The organism is Streptomyces sp. TP-A0356 (assembly GCF_001417775.1).
Classification (GTDB): Bacteria; Actinomycetota; Actinomycetes; order Streptomycetales; family Streptomycetaceae; genus Streptomyces.
Genome location: NZ_BBZJ01000022.1, coordinates 210,581 through 233,908 on the forward strand (window position 1 = coordinate 210,581; position 23,328 = coordinate 233,908).

17 protein-coding genes are annotated in these 23,328 nt (G+C 70.8%); 3 read left to right on the plus strand and 14 right to left on the minus strand.

Annotated elements, in window-relative coordinates; genetic code table 11:
• Positions 1-3 precede the first annotated feature (3 nt).
• The 8 genes from ASC56_RS23885 to ASC56_RS23915 form a co-directional block, all read right to left on the minus strand.
• Complete coding sequence (locus ASC56_RS23885) at positions 4-1,686, minus strand: urease subunit alpha (RefSeq protein WP_055493558.1); 1,683 nt, start codon at positions 1,684-1,686, stop codon at positions 4-6.
• On the minus strand, positions 1,683-2,363 hold the full coding sequence (ureA, locus tag ASC56_RS23890; protein ID WP_055493559.1) for an urease subunit gamma: 681 nt from the start codon (positions 2,361-2,363) through the stop codon (positions 1,683-1,685). Before ureA ends, ASC56_RS23885 begins: the two co-directional genes overlap by 4 nt.
• 170 nt (positions 2,364-2,533) lie before the next feature.
• Entirely contained in the window at positions 2,534-3,622 is a 1,089-nt protein-coding gene (locus ASC56_RS23895; RefSeq protein ID WP_055493560.1) for a branched-chain amino acid aminotransferase, read from the minus strand.
• 267 nt (positions 3,623-3,889) lie between these two features.
• The gene (locus tag ASC56_RS23900; protein WP_055493561.1) at positions 3,890-4,933 is read right to left on the minus strand and encodes a 3-isopropylmalate dehydrogenase; all 1,044 of its coding nucleotides are present in this window, start codon (positions 4,931-4,933) and stop codon (positions 3,890-3,892) included.
• 425 nt (positions 4,934-5,358) lie between these two features.
• Positions 5,359-5,490, minus strand: a complete 132-nt coding sequence (locus ASC56_RS42840) for a hypothetical protein (RefSeq protein ID WP_107309334.1) — start codon at positions 5,488-5,490, stop codon at positions 5,359-5,361.
• Positions 5,491-5,761: 271 nt separating this feature from the next.
• Positions 5,762-6,301, minus strand: a complete 540-nt coding sequence (locus ASC56_RS23905; RefSeq protein ID WP_055493562.1) for a GNAT family N-acetyltransferase — start codon at positions 6,299-6,301, stop codon at positions 5,762-5,764.
• A gap of 154 nt (positions 6,302-6,455) precedes the next feature.
• Positions 6,456-8,087, minus strand: coding sequence for an L-glutamate gamma-semialdehyde dehydrogenase (pruA, locus tag ASC56_RS23910; protein ID WP_055493563.1), 1,632 nt, complete (start codon positions 8,085-8,087; stop codon positions 6,456-6,458).
• Between the two features lie 38 nt (positions 8,088-8,125).
• Positions 8,126-9,052, minus strand: coding sequence for a proline dehydrogenase family protein (locus ASC56_RS23915; RefSeq protein WP_055493564.1), 927 nt, complete (start codon positions 9,050-9,052; stop codon positions 8,126-8,128).
• A 169-nt stretch (positions 9,053-9,221) separates the two neighbouring features.
• Between ASC56_RS23915 and ASC56_RS23920 the strand changes: the two genes are divergently transcribed.
• On the plus strand, positions 9,222-10,424 hold the full coding sequence (locus tag ASC56_RS23920) for a CdaR family transcriptional regulator (RefSeq protein ID WP_055493565.1): 1,203 nt from the start codon (positions 9,222-9,224) through the stop codon (positions 10,422-10,424).
• 330 nt (positions 10,425-10,754) lie between these two features.
• On the opposite strand, the gene serA is transcribed toward ASC56_RS23920, so the two are convergent.
• The 6 genes from serA to ASC56_RS23950 form a co-directional block, all read right to left on the minus strand.
• The gene (gene serA, locus ASC56_RS23925; RefSeq protein ID WP_055493566.1) at positions 10,755-12,356 is read right to left on the minus strand and encodes a phosphoglycerate dehydrogenase; all 1,602 of its coding nucleotides are present in this window, start codon (positions 12,354-12,356) and stop codon (positions 10,755-10,757) included.
• A gap of 267 nt (positions 12,357-12,623) precedes the next feature.
• Positions 12,624-13,622, minus strand: a complete 999-nt coding sequence (gene ilvC / locus ASC56_RS23930; RefSeq protein ID WP_055493567.1) for a ketol-acid reductoisomerase — start codon at positions 13,620-13,622, stop codon at positions 12,624-12,626.
• Positions 13,623-13,761: 139 nt separating this feature from the next.
• Entirely contained in the window at positions 13,762-14,286 is a 525-nt protein-coding gene (gene ilvN, locus ASC56_RS23935; RefSeq protein ID WP_055493568.1) for an acetolactate synthase small subunit, read from the minus strand.
• Between the two features lie 20 nt (positions 14,287-14,306).
• The gene (locus ASC56_RS23940) at positions 14,307-16,181 is read right to left on the minus strand and encodes an acetolactate synthase large subunit (protein ID WP_055493569.1); all 1,875 of its coding nucleotides are present in this window, start codon (positions 16,179-16,181) and stop codon (positions 14,307-14,309) included.
• Positions 16,182-16,407: 226 nt separating this feature from the next.
• Entirely contained in the window at positions 16,408-19,461 is a 3,054-nt protein-coding gene (locus ASC56_RS23945; RefSeq protein ID WP_055493570.1) for an EAL domain-containing protein, read from the minus strand.
• A gap of 538 nt (positions 19,462-19,999) precedes the next feature.
• Positions 20,000-20,944, minus strand: coding sequence for a 2-hydroxyacid dehydrogenase (locus tag ASC56_RS23950; RefSeq protein ID WP_055493571.1), 945 nt, complete (start codon positions 20,942-20,944; stop codon positions 20,000-20,002).
• Positions 20,945-21,019: 75 nt separating this feature from the next.
• Between ASC56_RS23950 and ASC56_RS23955 the strand changes: the two genes are divergently transcribed.
• Entirely contained in the window at positions 21,020-22,018 is a 999-nt protein-coding gene (locus tag ASC56_RS23955) for an aldo/keto reductase (RefSeq protein WP_055493572.1), read from the plus strand.
• 125 nt (positions 22,019-22,143) lie between these two features.
• Entirely contained in the window at positions 22,144-23,307 is a 1,164-nt protein-coding gene (locus tag ASC56_RS23960; protein ID WP_055493573.1) for a sorbosone dehydrogenase family protein, read from the plus strand.
• Positions 23,308-23,328 lie beyond the last annotated feature (21 nt).

Consider the following 23,328-nt stretch of genomic DNA (forward strand, 5'->3'; position numbering starts at 1 on the left):
TCCTCAGAGGAAGTACAGGCGGTTCAGGGACACCGAGTCGGCGGGCTCGGAGCGGATGGGCGCGCCGTCGAGGGTGACCAGACCGGTGCGCCCGTCGACGTCGACCGCTCCGGTACGGGAGTTGAGGCGCAGGTCGGCGGGGCCGATGCCACGGGTGCCGTGGACGGCGACCCTGCTGCGCCGGGTCGGCATCCGGTCACCGCCCTGCTCGGCGGCGGCCCGTGCGACGAAGGCGACGGAGAGCTCGGCGGGGGTCGCGCCATGGGCGCCGAACTGCGGCCCCAGGACGAGGGGTTCGCAGGTGTCGGTCGCCGCGTTGGGGTCGCCGACCACGCCGTACGCCGGGAATCCGGCCTTGAGCACGAGCTGCGGCTTGGCGCCGAAGTACTCCGGCCGCCACAGCACGATGTCGGCCAGCTTCCCGACCTCGATCGAACCGACTTCGTGCGCGAGGCCGTGCGCGATGGCCGGGTTGATGGTCAGCTTGGCGATGTAGCGCAGGACGCGGGCGTTGTCGTCGTCCGGGCCGTCGCCCTCCAGGGGCCCCAGCTCGGCCTTCATCTTCCCGGCCATCGCGAGGGTGCGGCGCACGGTCTCGCCCGCCCGGCCCATGCCCTGCGCGTCGGACGAGGTGATGCCGATCGCGCCCAGGTCGTGCAGGACGTCCTCGGCGCCCATGGTCCCGGCGCGGATGCGGTCACGGGCCATGGCGGCGTCGCCCGGCAGATCGGTCTTCAGATCGTGGACGGAGACGATCATGCCGTAGTGCTCGGCGACGGCGTCCCGTCCGAAGGGCAGGGTCGGGTTGGTGGAGGAGCCGATGACGTTCGCGACGCCCGCCATCTTCAGGACGTTGGGCACATGACCGCCGCCGCAGCCCTCGATGTGGAAGGCGTGGATGGTCCGTCCTTCCAGGACCCGGAGCGTGTCCTCGACGGAGAGGCACTCGTTCAGTCCGTCGCTGTGCAGGGCGACCTGGACGTCGTGCTCCTCGGCCACGCGCAGGGCCGTGTCCAGGGCCCGGGTGTGGGCGCCCATGTCCTCGTGCACCTTGAAGCCCGAGGCGCCGCCCTCGGCCAGCGCCTCGACCAGGGGCGCCGGATCGGAGGACGAACCCCGGCCCAGGAAGCCGATGTTGACCGGCCAGGCGTCGAACGCGTTGAAGGCGTGCCGCAGCGCCCAGGGCGAGTTGACGCCGACGCCCCACACCGGACCGAACTCCTGGCCGATGACCGTGGTCACCCCGGAGGCCAGCGAGGCCTCCATGATGCGCGGCGACAGCAGATGGACATGGGTGTCGACGGCGCCCGCGGTGGCGATCAGGCCCTCGCCCGACACGATCGACGTGCCCGTGCCCACCACGACGTCGACCCCGTCGAGCGTGTCGGGGTTCCCGGCCCGTCCGATGGCGTGGATCCGGCCTTCCCGGATCCCGATCGAGACCTTTCGGATGCCCTGCGCCGCGTCGATCACCACCACGTTGCTGATGACGACGTCACAGGTCTCGCGTACGGCGGCGGCCCTGAGGTGCAGCCCGTCCCGGGCGGTCTTGCCGAAGCCGGCGAGGAACTCGTCGCCGTACTTCTGCGCGTCGGAGTCGATCCGCACGACCAGTCCCGAGTCGCCGAGGCGGACGCGGTCACCGGCGCGGGGGCCGTGCGTGGCCGCGTACTCGTACGGGTTCATCGGGCGGCTCCCAGGTATCCGCAGGCGGCGGCCCGGCGCAGGGCCTCTTCCTTCGCCCCCGGCGCGTCCAGCGGCCCGTCGACGAGTCCGGCGAAGCCGATGGCGATCCGGTCGCCGCCGATCGGCGCGAGCGGCGCCTCGACGCTCTCTCCCGGCCCGAAGCGGACGGACGATCCCGCGGGCACGGCGAGCCGCATGCCGTAGGCCGTGGCGCGGTCGAAGTCGAGCCGGGGGTTGGCCTCGAAGAAGTGGAAATGGGAGGTGACGGAGACGGGCACGGTCGCGGTGTTGGTGACCGTCACCCGGGCCACCGCCGCGGGCTCGCCGTGCTCCGGCCCCGGCAGCAGCGCGCCCGGGGCCCGCTCCCCCAGCCCGCCCCCGACGGGGTCGCTGACGACCGCGAGTCGCGAGCCGTCGTCGAAGACGGCCTCGACGTGCACCTCCGTGACGACGTCCGCCACACCCGGCAGGACGTCGTCCGGGCCGAGGACCGCGCGGGCGCGCTCGACGGCCTCGGCGAGCCGGGCACCGTCGCGGGCCGCCTCGCAGACCGTGTCGGCGATCAGGGCGGTCGCCTCCGGCACATTGAGTCTGAGGCCGCGGGCCTTGCGGGCCCGGGCCAGCTCGGCGGCCGAGAACAGCAGCAGCCGGTCCCGCTCCGTGGGGGTCAGTCTCACGCCGTCTCCTTGCCTCGCGCGGGTTAGAGCGTCACTCTAAATGCAGGTGTCGCCAAGGGGAAGAGGGACTTCCAAAAGGGAGGAGCGTGATCGAGCGGCGCTCTAACTCATGGCATGCAAAAGGGCCGCCCCGGACGCGGAGTCCGGAGCGGCCCGAGAGCGAGCGGCGGCTAGCCGAGCCTGTGCATCCAGCCGTGGGTGTCCTCGCGGGTCCCGCGCTGGAGGTCCAGAAGGGCCTCGCGGAGCCTGAGGGTGACCTCGCCCGGCTCGCCGCCCGACTGCTTCCACTCGGCGCCCGTGCGCTTGACCGTGCCGACCGGGGTGATCACCGCTGCGGTGCCGCAGGCGAAGACCTCGGTGAGGGTGCCGTTCTCCGAGTCGGCCTGCCACTGGTCGATGGAGACGCGGCCCTCCTCCGCCTCGTAGCCGAGGTCGCGCGCGACGGTCAGCAGGGAGTCACGCGTGACGCCCTCCAGGATGGAGCCGGTCAGCGTCGGAGTGACGATCTTGTTCCCGTACACGAAGTACAGGTTCATGCCGCCGAGCTCCTCGACCCACGTGTGCTCCACGGCGTCGAGGTAGCAGACCTGGTCGCAGCCCTTGGCCGCGGCCTCGGCCTGGGCGAGCAGGGAGGCGGCGTAGTTGCCGCCGGTCTTGGCGTCGCCCATGCCGCCGGGGACGGCGCGCACCCGGTCCTCGGAGACCCAGATGGAGACCGGGCGCACGCCGCCCGCGAAGTAGGCGCCCGCCGGGGAGGCGATGACCAGGAAGAGGTACTCGTTGGCCGGCTTCACGCCGAGGCCGACCTCGGTGGCGATCATGAACGGGCGCAGATAGAGCGACTCCTCGCCGCCGTGCGCCGGCACCCACGCCTGGTCCTGCCGGACGAGGACGTCGCACGCCTCGATGAACGTCTCGACCGGCAGCTCGGGCATCCCCAGGCGGTGGGCGGAGCGCTGGAAGCGGCGGGCGTTCATCTCCGGGCGGAAGGTGGCGACCGAACCGTCGGGCTGGCGGTACGCCTTGAGGCCCTCGAAGATCTCCTGCGCGTAGTGCAGGGTCATGTTCGCGGGGTCGAGGGAGAGCGGGCCGTACGGGACGAGCTGGCCGTCGTGCCAGCCCCGGCCCTCGGTCCACTTGATCGTCACCATGTGATCGGTGAAGTGGCGGCCGAAGCCGGGGTTGACCAGGATCGCCTCCCGCTCGGCGTCGGAGAGCGGGGTTGCGGAAGGCTTCAGCTCGATCGTGGGCGTCGTCATGTGTGGTTGTCCTTCACCGGTTGTGTTGACGGGCCGCGCTCACGCCCGTACCGGCAGTGGCCAGTGTTAGGACGTCCGAGCATTCCCTCATACCGCGGCTCCGCGTTCGATTATCGCAAGCGGGGAGTCGTGGACGAAACGGTGTGAATGCGGCCCAGGGTGTGCCCAGGGGTGGGTCGATGGTGACACCCGGCGAGGGCATGGAAAAGCCGCCGGGCGCTAATGCGACCCGGCGGCCTGACTCAGGGGTGTGAGTGGCGCGGCGGGTCAGCCGGCTACTCGTACGGCGAGCGCGTCGCCGATCTCGTCGGTGGTGCGGGCGGGCTTGCCCACGCGCTCCGCGAGGTCGGCGGAGACGGCCTCCTCGATGCGGGCCGCCTCTGCCTCGTGGCCGAGGTGGCGCAGCAGGAGGGCGACCGACAGGACGGTGGCCGACGGGTCGGCCTTGCCCTGGCCCGCGATGTCGGGCGCCGAGCCGTGCACGGGCTCGAACATCGAGGGGAACTCGCCGGACGGGTTGATGTTGCCGGAGGCGGCGACCCCGATGCCGCCGGAGATGGCGGCGGCCAGGTCGGTGATGATGTCGCCGAAGAGGTTGTCGGTGACGATCACGTCGAAGCGTTCGGGCTGCGTGACGAGGTAGATCGTCGCCGCGTCCACGTGCATGTACTCGGTGGTGACCTCGGGGAACTCCTCGCCCACCTTGGTGAAGATGTCCGTCCACAGGTGACCGGCGTGCACGAGCACGTTGTTCTTGTGGACGAGGGCCAGCTTCTTGCGGGGGCGGGCCTGCGCGCGGGCGTACGCGTCGCGCACGACGCGCTCGATGCCGAAGGCGGTGTTCAGCGAGACCTCGGTGGCGACCGCGTGCGGGGTGCCGGTGCGGATGGTGCCGCCGTTGCCCGTGTAGGGGCCCTCGGTGCCCTCGCGGACCACCACGAAGTCGATCTCGGGCTGGCCCGCGAGCGGGGTCTCGACGCCCGGGAGCAGCTTGGAGGGCCGCAGGTTGACGTGGTGGTCGAAGGCGAAACGGAGCTTGAGCAGGAAGCCGCGCTCCAGGACGCCGGAGGGGACCGACGGGTCGCCGATCGCGCCGAGCAGGATCGCGTCGTGCCGCTTGAGCTGCTCCAGGTCGGCGTCGGTGAGGGTCTCGCCCGTGGCGTGGTAGCGCCGGGCGCCGAAGTCGTACTCCTTGGTCTCCAGCTTCACATCCTGCGGGAGGACGGCGGAGAGGACCTTGAGCCCCTGGGCCACGACCTCCTGGCCGATGCCGTCACCGGGAATCACTGCGAGATTGATGCTGCGAGACATGCCGGCACCGTACTCCTTGTCCCATGGGATGACACTGGCCGTCCGGGATGCGGACACGCGGGCGGACGACCGCGCCGTACGACCCTGGCCGAGCAGTACGAGTACCTGCACGCACGGCTGCCCCGGCGGGGCGCCCTGGCGACCGCGGGCGCGGTGGCCGGCGGGCTGCTGACCGGCTGCTGCGGATCGGGCACGACGACCGCGGACGGGGCGCCGACCCCCGCGACCACCACACGGGTGGACGGCTCAGCCGTGCACCCGTTCGGCCGCCATCTCGCTTCGGCGCCGACCTGCGGACGCAGCGGATCGACCACTTCGAGGTGCGGCGCGGTACGTGACGCGGGGCGCCCGACCGCGCCGCACCTCGTGCGGGTGCGGCTCCCGGCTTGTGGGTGGTGCTACGGCTCTCCGGACGCTGCGGCGGCTCAGTGGCCGGTCTCGCCGCCGTTGTCCCGGCGGTCGAGGGCGCGATGGAGCGCGGCGGCGGCGTTCTTGCGGTCGGACTCGTTCGTCCGGGAAACGTGACGGACTCGGCGGCGGGCGGTCGTCTCGGCCATGGGGAATCGACTCCTTCGATGATCCTGGAGTGCGGAAAGGGGTTACGAGACGCCGGAGGGCGGGGAGCGGTGCCGCAGGGGTTGCCTGCACGGGGCCCGGCTCACGACCGCCATTCGCTTGATCGAGCGAGACGTTCGGCTCCTACAAAACTAAAGGAGGACCGGGCGTCTGTCTGCACAACTACTCGGACTTCCTACTATCTGAGACGGCGAATCGAGTCGCACCGCCGTGAGCTGCGGAGACGTCAAGCCCGCGGGCTACCCGGATCGTTCAGAGCAGGTCCCCGTTGCGCCAGTCGAAGACCAGCTCGTGTGCGGGGTCGAGCGGGCCGGTCGCCACCGGGCGCAGGAAGGTGGAGTCCTCCTCGTCGGGGAGGCGGATGACACCGTCGGGGCCGAGGGCACACACGCGGCCGGGCCACAGCTGCCAGCCCCGCGCCGCGTACAGACCGGCGCCCTCGTCGCTGGCGGAGAGCGCACCGAGGTCGTAGGCGCGGTCGACGATCCGCTCCACCCCGGCCATGACGCGCCCGCCGAGCCCCCGGCGCTGCACGTCCGGCCGCACGCCCACGCTCTCCACGTACCCCACGCGCAGCCAGCGCCCACGATGGCCGACGCGCCGCAGGATGACCGACCCGTGCGCGGCGAGCCCCCGCTCGTCACTGACCATGACGTGCATCCCGCCGAGGGTGTGGTCCCAGTCGTCGTCGTCGAAGTCCCCCTCGAAGGCCTCCTCAAGCAGTTCCCGGAGAGCCGGCAGTTCGCCGGGGTCGAGGTCGGCCGTGTGGGCGATACGGACTCGGGCGGTCACGGAATCAGTATTCCGCACCCCATCACGAACAGCCACAACCGCCGGGCTCTCCTGGCCGGTCAGCGATGGGCACGCCGCGCCCGGGAGACACACGCGGGCCAGGTCGCCGCCCTGCGGGACGGCTTCCTGGCCCGGAACCTCACGAGACGGAGGCTCAGCCCATGTGCGGGTACGTGTAGTCCGTCGGCGGGACCAGCGCCTCCTTGATGGCGCGGGTCAGCGTCCAGCGCAGCAGGTTCTGCGGGGCGCCCGCCTTGTCGTTGGTGCCGGAGGCGCGGCCGCCACCGAAGGGCTGCTGGCCGACCACGGCGCCGGTGGACTTGTCGTTGATGTAGAAGTTGCCGGCCGCGTACCGCAGCCTCTCGGCCGTGTAGGCCGCCGCGGCGCGGTCGTTGGCGATGACCGAGCCGGTCAGGGCGTAGTCCGAGACCGACTCCATCTGGGTCAGCATCTCGTCGTACGTGTCGTCCTCGTAGACATGCACCGCGAGGATGGGGCCGAAGTACTCGGTCCTGAAGACCTCGTTCTCCGGGTCGGTGCACTCGATGACGGTCGGGCGCACGAAGTAGCCGACCGAGTCGTCGTAGGAGCCACCCGCGACGATGGTGCAGGTCGGGTCCTGCTTCGCCCGGTCGATCGCGGCCTTGTTCTTGGCGAAGGCGCGCTCGTCGATGACCGCGCCGATGAAGTTCGACAGATCGGTCACGTCACCCATGGTCAGGTGGTCGACCTCGGCGGCGAACTCCTCCTTGAAGCCGGAGTTCCAGATCGACGCCGGGATGTACGCCCGGGAGGTCGCCGAGCACTTCTGGCCCTGGTACTCGAAGGCACCCCGGGTCAGCGCCGTCTTCAGGACCGCGCGGTCCGCGCTCGGGTGGGCGACGAGGAAGTCCTTGCCGCCGGTCTCGCCGACCAGACGCGGGTAGGAGCGGTACTTCTCGATGTTGTTGCCGACCGTCTTCCACAGGTACTGGAAGGTCTTGGTCGAACCGGTGAAGTGGATGCCCGCGAGGTCCCGGTGCTCCAGGGCGACCTTGGACACCTCGATGCCGTCACCGGTGAGCAGGTTGATCACGCCCTTGGGCAGGCCCGCCTCCTCCAGGAGCTGCATCAGCAGCACCGCGGCGTGTGTCTGGGTCGGGGACGGCTTCCAGACGACCACGTTGCCCATCAGCGCCGGCGCGGTGGGCAGGTTGCCCGCGATCGCCGTGAAGTTGAACGGCGTGATCGCGTAGACGAACCCCTCCAGCGGGCGGTGGTCGAGGCGGTTCCACACGCCCGGGGAGTTGGCCGGGGGCTGCTCCGCGAGGATCTGGCGGGCGTACTGGACGTTGAAGCGCCAGAAGTCGACCAGCTCGCAGGGGGTGTCGATCTCGGCCTGCTGGGCGGTCTTCGACTGGCCGAGCATGGTGGAGGCGGCCAGGGTCTCGCGCCACGGACCCGCCAGCAGCTCGGCCGCGCGCAGGATGATCGCGGCGCGGTCGTCGAAGGACATCGCGCGCCAGGCCGGCGCGGCGGCCAGCGCGGCGTCGATGGCGTCCTGCGCGTCCTGCTGGGTGGCGTTGCGGTAGGTCCCGAGGACCGCCGTGTGGTTGTGCGGCTGCACGACCTGGAACGGTTCCCCGCCACCCATGCGCTTCTCACCGCCGATGGTGCACGGCAGATCGACCGGGTTCTCGGCGAGCTCCTTGAGCTTGGCCTCCAGCCGGAGACGCTCCGGCGAACCGGGGGCGTAGCCGTGCACCGGCTCGTTGACGGGGGTGGGGACCTGGGTCACAGCGTCCATGTGTTCCGTAACTCCTTACTGAGCGGTGTGGGTCGGGCTCAGCCCTTGCCGACCATCGAGCGGACGAAGAACCGAAGGTTCGCGGGCTTCTCCGCCAGGCGGCGCATGAAGTAGCCGTACCAGTCCGTGCCGTAGGCCGTGTAGACGCGCATGCGGTGACCCTCGGCGGCCAGCCGCAGGTGCTCGTCGCTGCGGATGCCGTACAGCATCTGGAACTCGTACTCGTCGAGCTTGCGTCCGGCGCGCCGGGCGAGTTCCTGTGCGACGGAGATGATCCTCGGGTCGTGGGACCCGATCATCGGGTATCCCTCACCCTCCATGAGGGTCCTCAGGACACGGACGTACGCCTTGTCGATCTCGTGCTTGTTCTGGAACGCGACCGACGCGGGCTCCTTGTACGCCCCCTTCACGATACGCACCCGGCTGCCGCTCGCGGCCAGACGCCGGGCGTCGGCCTCCGTGCGGAAGAGGTAGGCCTGGATCACACAGCCGGTTGCCGGGAAGTCCTTCCGCAGCTCCTCGTGGATGGCGAACATCGAGTCGAGGGTGGTGTGGTCCTCGGCGTCCAGCGTGACCGTCGTCCCGATCGCCGTGGCGGCCTCGACGACCGGGCGCACATTGGCGAGGGCCAGCTCATGGCCGCCGGGCAGGGCCTGGCCGAACATCGAGAGCTTGACCGACATCTCGGCGCGGGTGCCCAGCTCCAGCGGCCTCAGCCGCTCGATCAGCTGCAGGTACGCGTCGCGGGCGGTGGCGGCCTGCTCGGGGGTCGTGATGTCCTCGCCGACGACGTCCATGGTCAGTTCGAGGCCCTTGCCGGCGAGGTCCCGGACGATCGGGACGATCTGGTCCACGGTCTCGCCGGGGATGAAGCGGTCGACGACCTGCTTGGTCACCGGGGCCGCCGAGATCAGACGGCGCATCCGGTCGCTGCGCGACGCGGCGAGAATCACGGGACCCAGCACGGGGCACCTCCACAAGGCATCAGGAGGCCGAATCCCGACCATTCGGGTACGGCACGGAGAACCACCGTGAAACCTAAGGATCTCTCCGATCGTGGGCCATCGACAGCTGTCACGCATCCGTGCCCTGGATCTCAGACATCTGTATGAGCAGGGTGGAGAATGCGGGACAATGTCCCGCGTGGCGGATGTTTTCAAGGCGGGCCGGGGCGACTACCAGGAGCTCGTCGACGAGATCTCGGAGCTGCTCGGCGCCCCGGCGACCCTGGAGAACCGGGACTTCGAGCTGATCGCCTTCGCCGCGTACGACAGCGAGGGCGAGTTCGACGAGGCGTCCCTCGATCCGGTCCGCACCCGCTCGATCCTGACCCGCCGCTCCACGGCGGCGGTGCGTCGGTGGTTCGAGGGCTTCGGCATCGCACGCGCCACTGGGCCCGTGCGCATTCCGCCCACCCCGGAGGCGGGCGTCTCCCGCGGACGGATCTGCCTGCCCGTACGCCACCGGGGTGTCGTCCTCGGGTATGTCTGGCTGCTGGCCGACGAGCCGGGTCCGTCCGAGGCGCAACTGTCGGCCGCGATGGAGGTCGCCGCCCGCATCGGCGCGCTGCTCGCGGACGAGGCGCAGGCGGGCGCGGACCTGACGCGCGAGCTGCGCGCGGTCCTCACCGCCGAGCCCGGCTGGCAACAGGACATGGCGGTGGCCGAGTTGCGTACGGCGCTGGGGGCGCGGGGCGAGGGCCTGCACACGGTGGTGTGCGTGGCCCCCTGGCCCTCGGCGGACCCGGACGACGCCCCCTCGGTCCGCACGCTGCCGGCCGCCACCGCGCTGTGCACGGTGCCCTGGGGTACGACGGCCCAGTGCCTGGCGCTGCTGGTGCGGCTGCGGTCGGCGGACGTCCTGACTCCGGCGCTGACGGCGGCCACGCGGCTGTTGCGGGAGGCGGCGGGGGTAGGCGGCGGTGGGCGGACCGCGGCCGGGGTGGCCGGCGCCCGCCATGGCCTCGCCGAGCTGGGCACCGCCTGGCAGGAGGCCTCGGCGGCGGCCCGCGCGACCCTCGCGGAGCCCCGGCTCGGCCCCATCGCGCAGTGGTCGTCCATCGGGCCCTACCGCCTGCTCACCTCGCTCCCACCACAGGCGGCCCACGACCCGGCCGTACGGGTCCTGTTGTCGCCCGCCCACCGTGAACTCGCCCGCACGGCCGAGGTGTTCCTGGACTGCGCGGGCCAGGCGGGCCGCACGGCGACGGAACTGGGCATCCACCGACAGACCCTGTACTACCGCCTGTCCCGCGTCGAACAGCTCACCGGCCTGGACCTGGACGACGGCGAGGACCGTCTGCTGCTGCACATGGCGCTGAAGGGGGCGCGGCTCTAAGGGGTCCTTGCACTATGCCCGCCCGGGTCTCATCGGGCGCTCATAGTGCAAGGACCCCTAAGAGCTCCGAACAAAAGGGGCGCCCGGTGAACTCTGCGGCCGGCCGCGACGCTGGACCACTTCCCGGACAGCCTGCTGGACATGGGCGGCCGTGGAGCCGGAGGAGGTCGCTTCCTGAGGGCAGCTCGCAGCACGGGAAACGCCGGACGGGCCGACTCACCGGCCCGTCCGGCGTTCGAGGACGAGTCCGTTCAGGGCGAACGGGGTCCGGGGGCCAAGCCCACCGGGACGGCGACCTCAGCCGACGGTCACCTCCAGCGCAGGGTCACCTCAGACCAGGTTCACCGAGCGGGCGGACGTCGCGCCGATCTCCTCCGCCACCTCCGTCAGGACGTTCTGCGGCACCGTGTCGTCGACCGTGAGCACCGCGAGGGCCTCGCCGCCGGCGATGTCGCGGGCCACCTGCATGCCCGCGATGTTGATGCCGGCCTCGCCGAGGATGCGGCCCAGTGTGCCGACCACGCCCGGGCGGTCGGTGTAGCGCAGCACGACCATGTGGTCCGCGAGGGCCAGGTCGACGTCGTAGTCACCCACCGCGACGATCTTCTGGTGGTGCTTGGGGCCGGCCAGCGTGCCGGAGACCGACACCTCCTCGCCGTCCGCGAGCGTGCCGCGCACGGTGACGACGTTGCGGTGGTCGGTGGCCTCCGAGCTGGTGGTCAGCCGCACCTCGACACCGCGCTCCTGGGCGAACAGCGGGGCGTTGACGTACGAAACCGTCTCGTCCACCACGTCCTCGAACACACCCTTGAGCGCGGAGAGTTCGAGCACCTTCACATCGTGCTGGGTGATCTCGCCGTACACCTCGACGTCGAGCCGGACCGCGACCTCGCCCGCGAGCGCGGTGAAGATGCGGCCCAGCTTCTCGGCGAGCGGCAGACCCGGCTTGACGTCCTCGGCGATCACACCGCCCTGGACGTTCACCGCGTCCGGAACCAGCTCACCCGCGAGTGCGAGGCGCACCGACCTGGCGACCGCGATGCCGGCCTTCTCCTGGGCCTCGTCCGTCGAAGCGCCCAGGTGGGGGGTGCAGACGACCTGGTCCAGCTCGAACAGCGGCGAGTCCGTGCACGGCTCCTTCGCGTACACGTCGAGGCCCGCACCCGCGACCCGGCCCTCCTTGAGCGCCGAGTACAGCGCCTCCTCGTCGACGATCCCGCCGCGCGCGGCGTTGACGATGCGGACGTGCGGCTTGACCTTGTGCAGCGCCTCGTCGCCGATCAGACCGAGCGTCTCGGGGGTCTTGGGCAGGTGGACGGTGATGAAGTCGGAGACCTCCAGCAGCTCGTCCAGCGACAGCACCTTGACGCCCATCTGCGCGGCCCGCGCGGGCTGGACGTAGGGGTCGTAGGCGACGACCTTCATGCCGAACGCGGACATGCGCTGCGCGACCAGCGCGCCGATGCGGCCCAGGCCGACCACGCCGAGGGTCTTCTCGGCGAGCTCGACGCCCGTGTACTTGCTGCGCTTCCACTCGCCGTTCTTCAGCGCCGAATTGGCCTGCGGGATGTTGCGGGCGGTGGCGAGGATCAGACCACAGGCCAGCTCGGCGGCGGTCACGATGTTCGAGGTGGGGGCGTTGACGACCATCACGCCGGCCTTGGTGGCGGCGGAGACGTCCACGTTGTCCAGGCCGACGCCGGCTCGCGCGACGACCTTCAGCTTCTTCGCGGCGGCGACGGCCTCGGCGTCGACCTTCGTCGCGGAGCGGATCAGGATGGCGTCGACGTCGGCGATCGCGGGCAGCAGCTCGGCACGGTCCGCGCCGTTGCAGTGCCGGATCTCGAAGTCCGGGCCGAGGGCGTCGACGGTCGCGGGCGACAGCTCCTCAGCGATGAGTACCGTGGCTTTGCGGGTGGGGTACGAGCTCACGTGAGTCCTCACAAGTCCAATGCGGACGGCCGTCCCGACGGCCGCATGCGGTGGAGGGGTGCTAGCCGCGTGGAAGACGCACGACGCTGTGGGCCTGAACGCGATTGTTGTGCAGAAGTGTAGTGGCGCGACGCCGGTCGTATTACGCCTCTGCGGAAGGATCACCCGTCCGTGGCTGGACGGGTTGGACAACGCCCGGTGCCAGGCGTTACCCACGGTTCGGCCGAAGGGGCCGGAGCGGACTGCTCCGGCCCCCGGGCACAGGACTTACGCCTCCTCGTTGACCCAGCTCATCAGCTTGCGCAGCTCCTTGCCGGTGGTCTCCAGCAGGTGCTCGGAGTCCTGCTGCTTGTACTCGTTGTACTTCTTCAGACCGCCGTGGTACTCGTCCATCCAGTTCTGGGCGAACGAACCGTCCTGGATCTCCGTGAGCACCTTCTTCATCTCGGCCTTGGTGGCGTCCGTGATGATGCGCGGGCCGGTGACGTAGTCGCCCCACTCGGCGGTCTCGGAGATCGACCAGCGCATCTTCTCCAGGCCGCCCTCGTACATGAGGTCGACGATCAGCTTCAGCTCGTGCAGGCACTCGAAGTAGGCGATCTCCGGCTGGTAGCCCGCCTCGACCAGGGTCTCGAAGCCGGCCTTGACCAGCGCGGAGGTGCCACCGCACAGGACGGCCTGCTCGCCGAAGAGGTCGGTCTCGGTCTCCTCGGTGAAGGTCGTCTTGATGACGCCGGCCCGGGTGCCGCCGATGGCCTTGGCGTACGACAGGGCCAGCGCGAACGCGTTGCCCGTGGCGTCCTGCTCGACGGCGGCGATCGCCGGAACGCCGCGGCCCTCCTCGTACTGGCGGCGGACCAGGTGACCCGGGCCCTTTGGGGCGACCAGGGCGACGTCCACGCCGGCCGGGGGCTTGATGAAGCCGAAGCGGATGTTGAAGCCGTGGGCGAAGAACAGCGCGTCGCCGTCCTTCAGGTTCGGGGCGATGGACTCCTCGTAGACCTGGGCCTGGATCGGGTCCGGGATGAGGATCATGATGACGTCGGCCTCGGCGGCGGCCTCCGCCGGGGTCACCACGCGCAGACCCTGCTCCTCGGCCTTCGCCTTGGACCTGGAGCCCTCGTGCAGACCGACGCGGACGTCGACACCCGAGTCACGCAGCGACAGCGCGTGGGCGTGGCCCTGGCTGCCGTAGCCGATGACCGCGACCTTGCGGCCCTGGATGATGGACAGGTCGGCGTCAGCGTCGTAGAACAGCTCGGCCACTTTGGGTTCTCTCCTTGGAGTGCAGGTGTTGCTCCCACCGTATGCCGGTGGGGGGAGGGGAGGTTTGAGGGTCTCGGAATACGGGCGGCCGACGGCTTCCCGGCCGCCCGTCTCCGGTCGTGGGTGCCTCGTACGCGTCCTACGCGGACCGGTCGAGGGCGCGCAGCGAGCGGTCCGTGATCGAACGGGCGCCACGGCCGATCGCGATCGTGCCGGACTGGACCAGCTCCTTGATGCCGTACGGCTCCAGCATCTTCAGCATGGCGGACAGCTTGTCGCTGGACCCGGTGGCCTCGATGGTGACGGCCTCCGGGGAGACGTCGACGGTCTTGGCGCGGAACAGCTGGACGATCTCGACGATCTGGGAGCGCGTCTCGTTGTCGGCGCGCACCTTCACCAGAACGAGTTCCCGCTGAACGGCGGACGACGGCTCCAGCTCCACGATCTTCAGCACGTTGACGAGCTTGTTGAGTTGCTTGGTGACCTGTTCGAGCGGCAGGTCCTCCACGTTCACCACGATGGTGATGCGGGAGATGTCGGGGTGCTCGGTGACACCGACCGCGAGCGAGTCGATGTTGAAGCCACGGCGGGAGAACAGTGCGGCGATCCGGGCGAGGATGCCGGGCGTGTTCTCGACGAGGACCGAGAGGGTGTGCTTGGACATGGTTCTCACTCAGCTCTCTCTCAGTCGTCTTCGCTGTCGCCGAAGTCGGGACGGACGTCCCGCGCGGCCATGATCTCGTCGTTGGAGGTTCCGGCTGCCACCATCGGCCACACCATCGCGTCCTCGTGGACGATGAAGTCGACGACGACCGGGCGGTCGTTGATCGAGTTCGCCTCCTCGATGACCTTGTCGAGGTCCTCGGGGGACTCGCAGCGGATCGCGTGGCAGCCCATGGCCTCCGACAGCTTCACGAAGTCGGGGACGCGGGTGCCGGAGCTGCGCTGCTTGCCCTCGGCGGAGCCCGGCACGGTCACCTCCGGGCCGGAGTGCAGCACGGTGTTGGAGTACCGCTGGTTGTAGAAGAGGGTCTGCCACTGGCGGACCATCCCGAGGGCGCCGTTGTTGATGATGGCGACCTTGATCGGGATGTTGTTCAGGGCGCAGGTGGTCAGCTCCTGGTTGGTCATCTGGAAGCAGCCGTCGCCGTCGATCGCCCAGACCGTGCGGTCCTGCGCGCCGGCCTTCGCACCCATCGCCGCCGGGACCGCGTAGCCCATCGTTCCGGCGCCGCCGGAGTTGAGCCAGGTGGCGGGCTTCTCGTACTGGATGAAGTGCGCCGCCCACATCTGGTGCTGGCCGACGCCCGCCGCGAAGATCGTGCCCTCGGGCGCGAGCTGCCCGATGCGCTCGATGACCTGCTGCGGGGAGAGCGTGCCGTCGTCCGGCAGGTCGTAGCCCAGCGGGTAGGTGTCGCGCCAGCGGTTGAGGTCCTTCCACCAGGCGGTGTAGTCGCCCTGGTGGCCCTCGCTGTGCTCCTTCTGCACGGCCTGGATCAGATCGGCGATGACCTCGCGGGCGTCGCCGACGATGGGCACGTCGGCGGCGCGGTTCTTGCCGATCTCGGCCGGGTCGATGTCGGCGTGGACGATCTTGGCGTACGGGGCGAAGCTGTCCAGCTTGCCGGTGACGCGGTCGTCGAAGCGGGCTCCGAGGGCGACGATCAGGTCGGCCTTCTGCAGCGCGGTGACGGCGGTGACCGCACCGTGCATGCCCGGCATTCCCACGTGCAGCGGGTGGCTGTCGGGGAATGCGCCGAGCGCCATCAGGGTGGTGGTGACGGGCGCTCCGGTGAGTTCCGCGAGGACCTTGAGCTCGGCGGTCGCCCGTGCCTTCAGGACGCCGCCGCCGACGTAGAGGACGGGCCGCCGGGCGGAGGTGATCAGCTTGGCGGCCTCGCGGATCTGCTTGGCGTGCGGCTTGGTCACCGGGCGGTAGCCGGGCAGGTCCGTGACGGGCGGCCAGCTGAAGGTGGTCCGCGCCTGGAGGGCGTCCTTGGCGATGTCGACGAGGACCGGGCCCGGGCGGCCGGTGGAGGCGATGTGGAAGGCCTCCGCGATGGTCCGGGGGATGTCCTCGGCCTTGGTCACCAGGAAGTTGTGCTTGGTGATCGGCATCGTGATGCCGACGATGTCCGCCTCCTGGAAGGCGTCGGTGCCGATCGCCTTGGAGGCGACCTGGCCGGTGATCGCGACCAGCGGCACCGAGTCCATGTGCGCGTCCGCGATCGGGGTCACCAGGTTGGTGGCGCCGGGGCCCGACGTCGCCATGCAGACGCCGACCTTGCCGGTGGCCTGCGCGTACCCCGTGGCCGCGTGGCCCGCGCCCTGCTCGTGCCGCACCAGCACGTGCCGCACCCGCTTGGAGTCCATCAGCGGGTCGTAGGCCGGAAGGATCGCACCGCCGGGAATGCCGAATACCGTCTCGGCGCCGACCTCCTCGAGAGAGCGGATGAGGGACTGCGCACCCGTGACGTGCTCGGGTGCGGACTGATGTCCTCCGGATCGGGGCCGCGGCTGCGGATGGTGGGCCCCGGTGGCCTGCTCGGTCATCGGCATTCTCTTCTCGATGCTGAGGGTTTTTGCGAGGTTTGAGCGTTGTTCGACTGGTGCCTGTGCAACAAAAAACCCCTCGTGCCGTGAGGCAAGCGAGGGGAGCGCGCCGGGTGTGGTCGCTGGGCTTTCCGGTTCATTTCCGGTGGGTCCCAGCTCAGCCGACGCGCTGTCCAAGTACGAGAATTCGGGTGCGCATGGCACTGACCCTCCCCCCGGCACGCCATCACTGTCAAGTGGGTGGGACGGGAGTCTCATTATGTGAGCGGAGGGCCGTACCGCCTCCGAGAACGGCGGTCACACCACTGGTGTACACCCCCGCGCCGCCGCCCGCGAACGCCGGCTCCACCGGGCCGTGCGGCACCGGATAGTGGCCGGACGTGAGCGCCCGGCGCAGCCGGTACTCGTCCAGCGGTCCGGAGAACGCCACACCCTGCCCGTGTGTACAGCCCATCGCACGCAGGGCGACGACCTGCTCGGGCAGGTCCACGCCATCGGCGACGGACGGCAGACCCAGGTCGGTGGCGATCCGCAGCAGTCCGCTGGTGATCTTGTGCAGCCGCGCGGACTCGACGACCCCCTCGACGAGGCTGCGGTCGAGCTTCAGCACGTCGACGGGGAGCCGGCGCAGCGCCGTGATGGCCGCGTAGCCGCTGCCGAGGCCGTCCAGGGCGATCCGTACGCCGATCCTGCGCAGGGCGGCGAGTCTGCGCTCCAGCTCGTCCAGGGAGATCCGGGGATCGATCTCGGAGAGTTCGATCACCAGGGCGCCCGACGCCAGCCCGTGCCGGGTGAGCAGGGCCTCGACGGAGCCGAGCGGCAGGGAGCGGTCGAGGAGGCGGCGGGCGCCCATCCGCACGGCGACGGGCACGGCGAACCCGGTGGCGGTGCGCTCGGCGGCCTGCTCGACGGCCTCCTCCAGCAGCCAGCGGCCGAGCTCGGCGGCCTTGTCGCTGTCCTCGGAGACCCGCAGGAACTCCGCGGGCGTGAAGAGCACGCCCTGGGAGGAGCGCCAGCGTGCCTGGGCACTCACCGAGGCGATCCGGCCGTCCTGGAGCGAGACCACCGGCTGGTGCAGCAGGGTGAACTCGCCGTCGTGCAGCGCGGCCCGCAGCCGGGTGGCCAGCTCGGCCTTGCGTACGACGTCCTGCTGCATCTGGGGCGCGTACAGCTCGACACGGCCCTTGCCGGCCGCCTTGGCGCGGTACATGGCCAGGTCGGCGTTGCGCAGGAGTTCACCCGCGCCCAGGCCCGGTTCCGAGAAGGCGACGCCGATGGACGCGGCCACCCGGACATCGTTGCCTTCGATGTCGTAGGGCTGCGAGAGGGTGACCCGGAGCCGGTCGGCGAGTTCGAGGATGTGGCCTTCGCGTGCGGTGCGGTCACGGGTGCCGTCGCCCACGATGAGGGCCGCGAACTCGTCGCCGCCGAGGCGGGCGGCGGTGTCGCCCTGGCGGACCGAGTCCTGGAGTCTGCGGGCCGCCTGGACGAGCAGTTCGTCGCCGGCCTGGTGCCCGATCGTGTCGTTGACGGCCTTGAAGCCGTCGAGGTCGATGAAGAGCACGGCGGTGCCGCGGTCGGAGGAACGGCGGCCGGCCAGTGCCTGCTGGACGCGCCTGGTGAACAGGGCGCGGTTGGGCAGGTCGGTGAGCGGGTCGTGCTCGGCGTTGTGCTGCAGCTGTGCCTGCAGGCGCACTCTTTCGGTGACGTCCCGGCTGTTGAAGATGAGACCGCCCTGGTGGCGGTTGACGGTGGACTCGACGTTGAGCCAGCCGCCCGCGCCGGACCTGAAACGGCACTCGATACGGGTGGTGGGTTCCGCGGTGTGGCTGGCGGCGAGGAAGCGGCGCACCTCGTGCACCACGCAGCCCAGGTCCTCCGGGTGGATGAGCGCGGCCAGTTCGGTCCCCACGAGCTCCTCGGCGGACCGCCCGTAGACGCCGGCGGCGGCCGGGGAGACGTATCTGAGGATGCCGTTGGGCGCGGCGATCATGATGACGTCGCTGGAGCCCTGCACCAGGGAGCGGAAGTGGTTCTCCTTCTGCGCCAGCTCCTGGGTGAGGGTGATGTTGTCGAGCAGCATGATGCCCTGCCGCACGACGAGCGCGAGCACCACGGCGCCCGCGGTGATCAGTACGACGTGGTCGACGCTGTGGCCGTTGAGGACGTTGTAGAGGATCCCCAGCGTGCAGACGGCGGCGGCCAGGTAGGGCGTGAGCGCGGCCAGGGATCCCGAGATCGGGGGCGTGGCCGGATACCGGTCGCGGTCCGGGTCCTGGGGGAGCCCGGCCGGGTACCGGTCGTGCGGGAGTCCGAGGCCGGGGTCCGGCCGGAGCCCGTGGCCCGGGTCCGGCGGGAGCCCATGGCCGGGGTCCTCGGGGAGCGCGTGCGGATGGGCTCCCTGATGGTCGGCCGGCTGCGGCTCGGTCTCCCGCTGCTCCGGCGCGTGCTCGTGCACCACGCGCGCGTGCCGGTCGGCGCCCGGCTGTCCGGGCCGGGCGCCGGCCCAGGGGGCGTAGGCGAGGAGCAGCGAGCCGGAGAACCAGCCCGCGTCCAGCAGTTGGCCCGAGTGGTAGCTGTTGTGCAGCAGCGGCGAGGTGAACAGGGCGTCGCACACCACGGTCAGGGCGAGTGCGCCGATGGCGGTGTTGACCGCGGAGCGGTTCACCGCGGAACGCCGGAAGTGGAGCGCGACCACCATGCTGATCAAGGCGATGTCCAGCAGCGGGTACGCGAGCGACAGCGCGGTGTGCGCGACGCTCGGCCCGTCGAACTTCGCCGCCTGGGCGAGCGCGAGGCTCCACGACAGCGTCAGCAGCGAGCCGCCGATCAGCCAGGCGTCGAGCGCGAGGCATACCCAACCCGCCTTGGTGACGGGCCTTTTGGCGAGCACGAGCAGTCCTACGATGGCGGGTGGAGCGAAGCAGAGGAAAAAGAGGTCGGCGGAGCTGGGCGAGGGGACGGGGCTGTCGAGGACGACCTCGTACCAGCCCCAGATCCCGTTGCCCAGCGCCGCCATGGCGGAGGAGAGCGCGAACAGCAGCCAGGCGGGCCGGAAGCGGCTGCGGCTGGTGCGGGCGTACAGGAAGCAGGAGACCGACGCGGTGCCGGCCGCTGCGCTCAGCCCGAAGTCGCCCATGCAGAGCGCGACGCTCCGGGAGCCCCAGCCGATCGCGGAACCGACGGCGTATCCCGCGCAGACCAGGGCCAGGACCAGTTGCGGAACGAGGCTCGTCCGGCCGCCTGGCGACGGACGGCGGGCCGGCAGCGCTCCGGGGGAGCTCACCGGATCCTCCCGGTCCGGGGAGCCGCCGGGTCGCGGCGCGCTGGGTGCGCGTGCCTCTTGCGGCCGCTGTGCCTGCGGTGGTGGTGATGACCGCTGTGACCGCGTCTGCGCGTCGTCGCCGCTCGCCAGGGTCGCCGCCCGCGGCCCCGCCGCGTCGGATGGTCCGTCCATAGGCCGTGCATCGCCCGTCGCCCCCCTCGCATGTCTCAAAGTTCCGTCCCCGGCGCCGAACGGTGCGCGGCGCAGCCCCTGTCGGGACGATACACCAGTCTCGTCACTCAGGGACATAGTTCCTCTACGCTCAGTGACGATCACCGAGGATGTGTGCACGTAACGCGCACGAGGGACTGCGGAGTGTGCCGGAAGCTGATGGGGAGCGAACCGTAGACGACGAGTGCGCCGGTGGTGCGACGGTAGGTCATCACCACGGCGGCGCGTGCGCGGGCTCGGACTTGGGCGGCGGAGGTGGCTCGAATCGTGCGCCGTACCGGCCTCACATCCGGGTGGGCCGGGCCCCCCTTCGCCCGCGCCCGAGCGACTACCGGTCACCGGTCGTCAGTACGACGTTCTGCAGTGGTTGTCCCAGCGCGAAACGGTTCAGCTGGGTGCTCAGAAGGCGCTTGACACGGGGCCAGAACGCCGACGTGGCACCGCCGACATGGGGACTGATCAGCACGCCCGGCGCGTGCCACAAGGGGTGTCCGGGGGGCAGCGGTTCGGGGTCGGTGACGTCCAGGGCCGCCGTGATACGGCCGGTCTCCAGCTCGGCCAGCAGCGCCTTGGTGTCCACGACTCCGCCGCGCGCCACGTTGACCAGCAGCGCCCCGTCCTTCATCCGGGCCAGGAAGCCCTCGTTGACCAGGCCTTTCGTCCCTTCCGTGAGGGGCGTGACAAGGACGACGACATCGGCGTCGGGAAGAAGTTCCGACAATCGGGAGAGGGGATGCACAGGACCGCGCACCGACTCGCGCTCATGGCGCGCGACGCGTGCGACCCGCGCGAGCTCGAACGGCACGAGCCGGTCCTCGATGGCGGCGCCCACGGCCCCGTACCCGACGATGAGGACGGTCTTGTCGGCGAGCGCCGGACGGAACCCGGCTCGCCACTCCTCGCGGTCCTGCCCCCGCACGAAGTCGGGGATGCCGCGCAGCGAGGCGAGGATCAGGGTCAGCGCGAGTTCGGCGGTGCTGGCCTCGTGCACCCCGCGGGCGTTGCACAACCGCACCCCCTCGGGCAGCAGGCCGAGGCCCGGCTGCACGTGGTCGACGCCTGCGGAGAGCGTCTGCACCACGCGGACGGACGTCATCGCGGCCATGGGACGCACGGCGATCTCACCGCCCTTCATATAGGGCACGGCGTAGAACGCGCAGTCGGCCGGGTCTGCGGGAAACTCCTGGTCGCCGTCCCAGAAGCGGTAGGTGAGGCCCTCGGGAAGACCCTCTATCTCGTCACTGCGGAACGGAAGCCAAACGTCGACAGTCATGGTCAGGAGGCTATGCGAAGGATCCACCGCCGCATTGGTTAGTTTGGGGTGCCAGGAGAGGGAGGACACGGCCAGGTGGAGCGCAGGACGATCGGCGCGGCGACGCTCGAAGTGGGGGCCGTAGGACTCGGATGCATGCCGATGAGCTGGGGGTACTCCGGTTCCCGGCAGCGGGGCGACGAGTCGCTGCGGACGGTGCACCGGGCGCTCGACCTGGGGGCGTCGCTGCTCGACACGGCCGACATGTACGGGCCGTTCACCAATGAGCTGCTGGTGGGGAGGGTGCTGAAGGAGCGGCGCGCCGAGGCGTTCGTCTCGACCAAGGTCGGTCTGCTGGTGGGTGAGCAGCACATCGTGGCCAACGGCCGCCCGGGCTATGTCAGGCGCGCCTGCGACGCGTCGCTGCGGCGGCTGCAGACGGACGTCATCGACCTCTACCAGCTGCACCGCGCGGACCCCGAGGTGCCCGTCGAGGAGACCTGGGGCGCCATGGCGGAGCTGGTGCGGGCGGGCAAGGTACGGGCGCTGGGGCTGTGCGCGGTGGGCGCCCGGGGCGGGCGGCGGACCGGGGCACGACTGCACGACGGAACGATCCGGCAACTGGAGCGGGTGCAGCAGGTGTTCCCCGTGAGCGCGGTGGAGGCCGAGCTGTCGCTGTGGTCGACGGAGGCGCTGGACGCGCTGGTGCCCTGGTGCGCGGCGCGCGGGGTCGGCTTCCTGGCGGCGATGCCGCTCGGCAACGGCTTCCTGACCGGCACGCTGACCCCGGGTGAGGGTTTCGAGCCGGACGACCTGCGCGCCCGCCACCCCCGCTTCACCGCCGAGATGATGGCGGCGAACCAGCCGATCGTGGCCGGGCTGCGGCGCGTGGCCCGCCGACACGGCGAGGGCGTCACGCCCGCCCAGGTGGCGCTGGCCTGGCTGCTGGCACAGGGACGGCACGTGGTCCCGGTGCCGGGTGCCAAGCGGGAGCGCTGGGTCTCGGAGAACGCGGGCGCGACCGGCCTGCGACTGACACCTCAGGATCTGACGGAACTGGCGGAGCTGCCTGCCGCGCGGGGATCGTGGGACTGAACGCGGAAGGCTTCGAAACCCGGCTCGCATGCGACGGACGGTGGATTCCCGGCCGGAGATCGGGAACCCGCGGCACCCAGGCGGTGTAGGAAGGGACGAAGCCCCACGTCGAAGGGACCTGGATCGTGCAACGTCGAGCTGCGACCGCCGTGCTGGCCGCGACCGTGCTCCTGCTGACGGCCGGCTGCACCTCCGGGGGCGGGGACGGGCCGGGTGGCGGCAAGAGCGTCACCTCGCGCCGTACGGCACCGGGGTCGCCCTCCTCCGGCGAGGCGGCCGAACAGACCCCGCCGGCCAAGGGGTCGGTCCAGGTGGTGCGTACGGTCGCCGCGAACCTCAGGACACCCTGGGGTCTCGCCCCGCTGCCCGACGGCGGGCTGCTGGTCTCCTCCCGGGACGACGGAACGATCGCTCGGGTCGACGAGAAGACCGGGCGGACGACGGTCCTCGGCGCGGTACCCGGTGTCGCGGCCCTGGGCGAGGGCGGTCTGCTCGGCATCGCCCTGTCCCCCGCCTACGCCTCGGACCATCTGGTCTACGCGTATCTCACGACCGACTCGGACAACCGCGTCGTGCGGATGCTGTACGACCCGAAGAAGCCCGCACGTCAGCAACTGGGCGCACCGGACACGGTCTTCAAGGGCATTCCGAAGGGGATGATCCACAACGGCGGCCGGATCGCGTTCGGCCCGGACGGGATGCTGTACGCGGGCACGGGCGAATCGGGCGACCGGGGTCTGGCCCAGGACCTCAAGTCGCTCGGCGGCAAGATCCTTCGGATGACTCCGGACGGCGCACCCGCCCCCGGCAATCCCTTCGGTGCGTCGGCGGTCTACTCCTACGGCCACCGCAACGTCCAGGGTCTTGCCTGGGACACCAAGCAGCGGCTGCTCGCCTCGGAGTTCGGCCAGGACACCTGGGACGAGCTGAACGCGATCAAGCCGGGCGACAACTACGGATGGCCGGACGCCGAGGGGAAGTCCGCCAACCCCCGGTACCACAACCCGATCGCCCAGTGGCACACCGACGAGGCGTCCCCCAGTGGCATCGCCTACGCCAAGGGCTCGATCTGGATGGCGGGCCTGCGCGGGCAGCGGCTGTGGCGCATCCCGCTGAAGGGCACGGTGGCCTCCGCGCCCCCACAGGCGTTCCTGAAGGGCGCCTACGGCCGCCTCCGTACCGTGGTGTCGGGAGGCGGCGACAGGCTGTGGCTGACGACGAGCAACACCGACGGCCGGGGCGAGCCGTCGAAGACCGACGACCGGATCCTGGAGGTGCGGGTGTCGTAGGGCCGCCTGCCTCACCCCGCC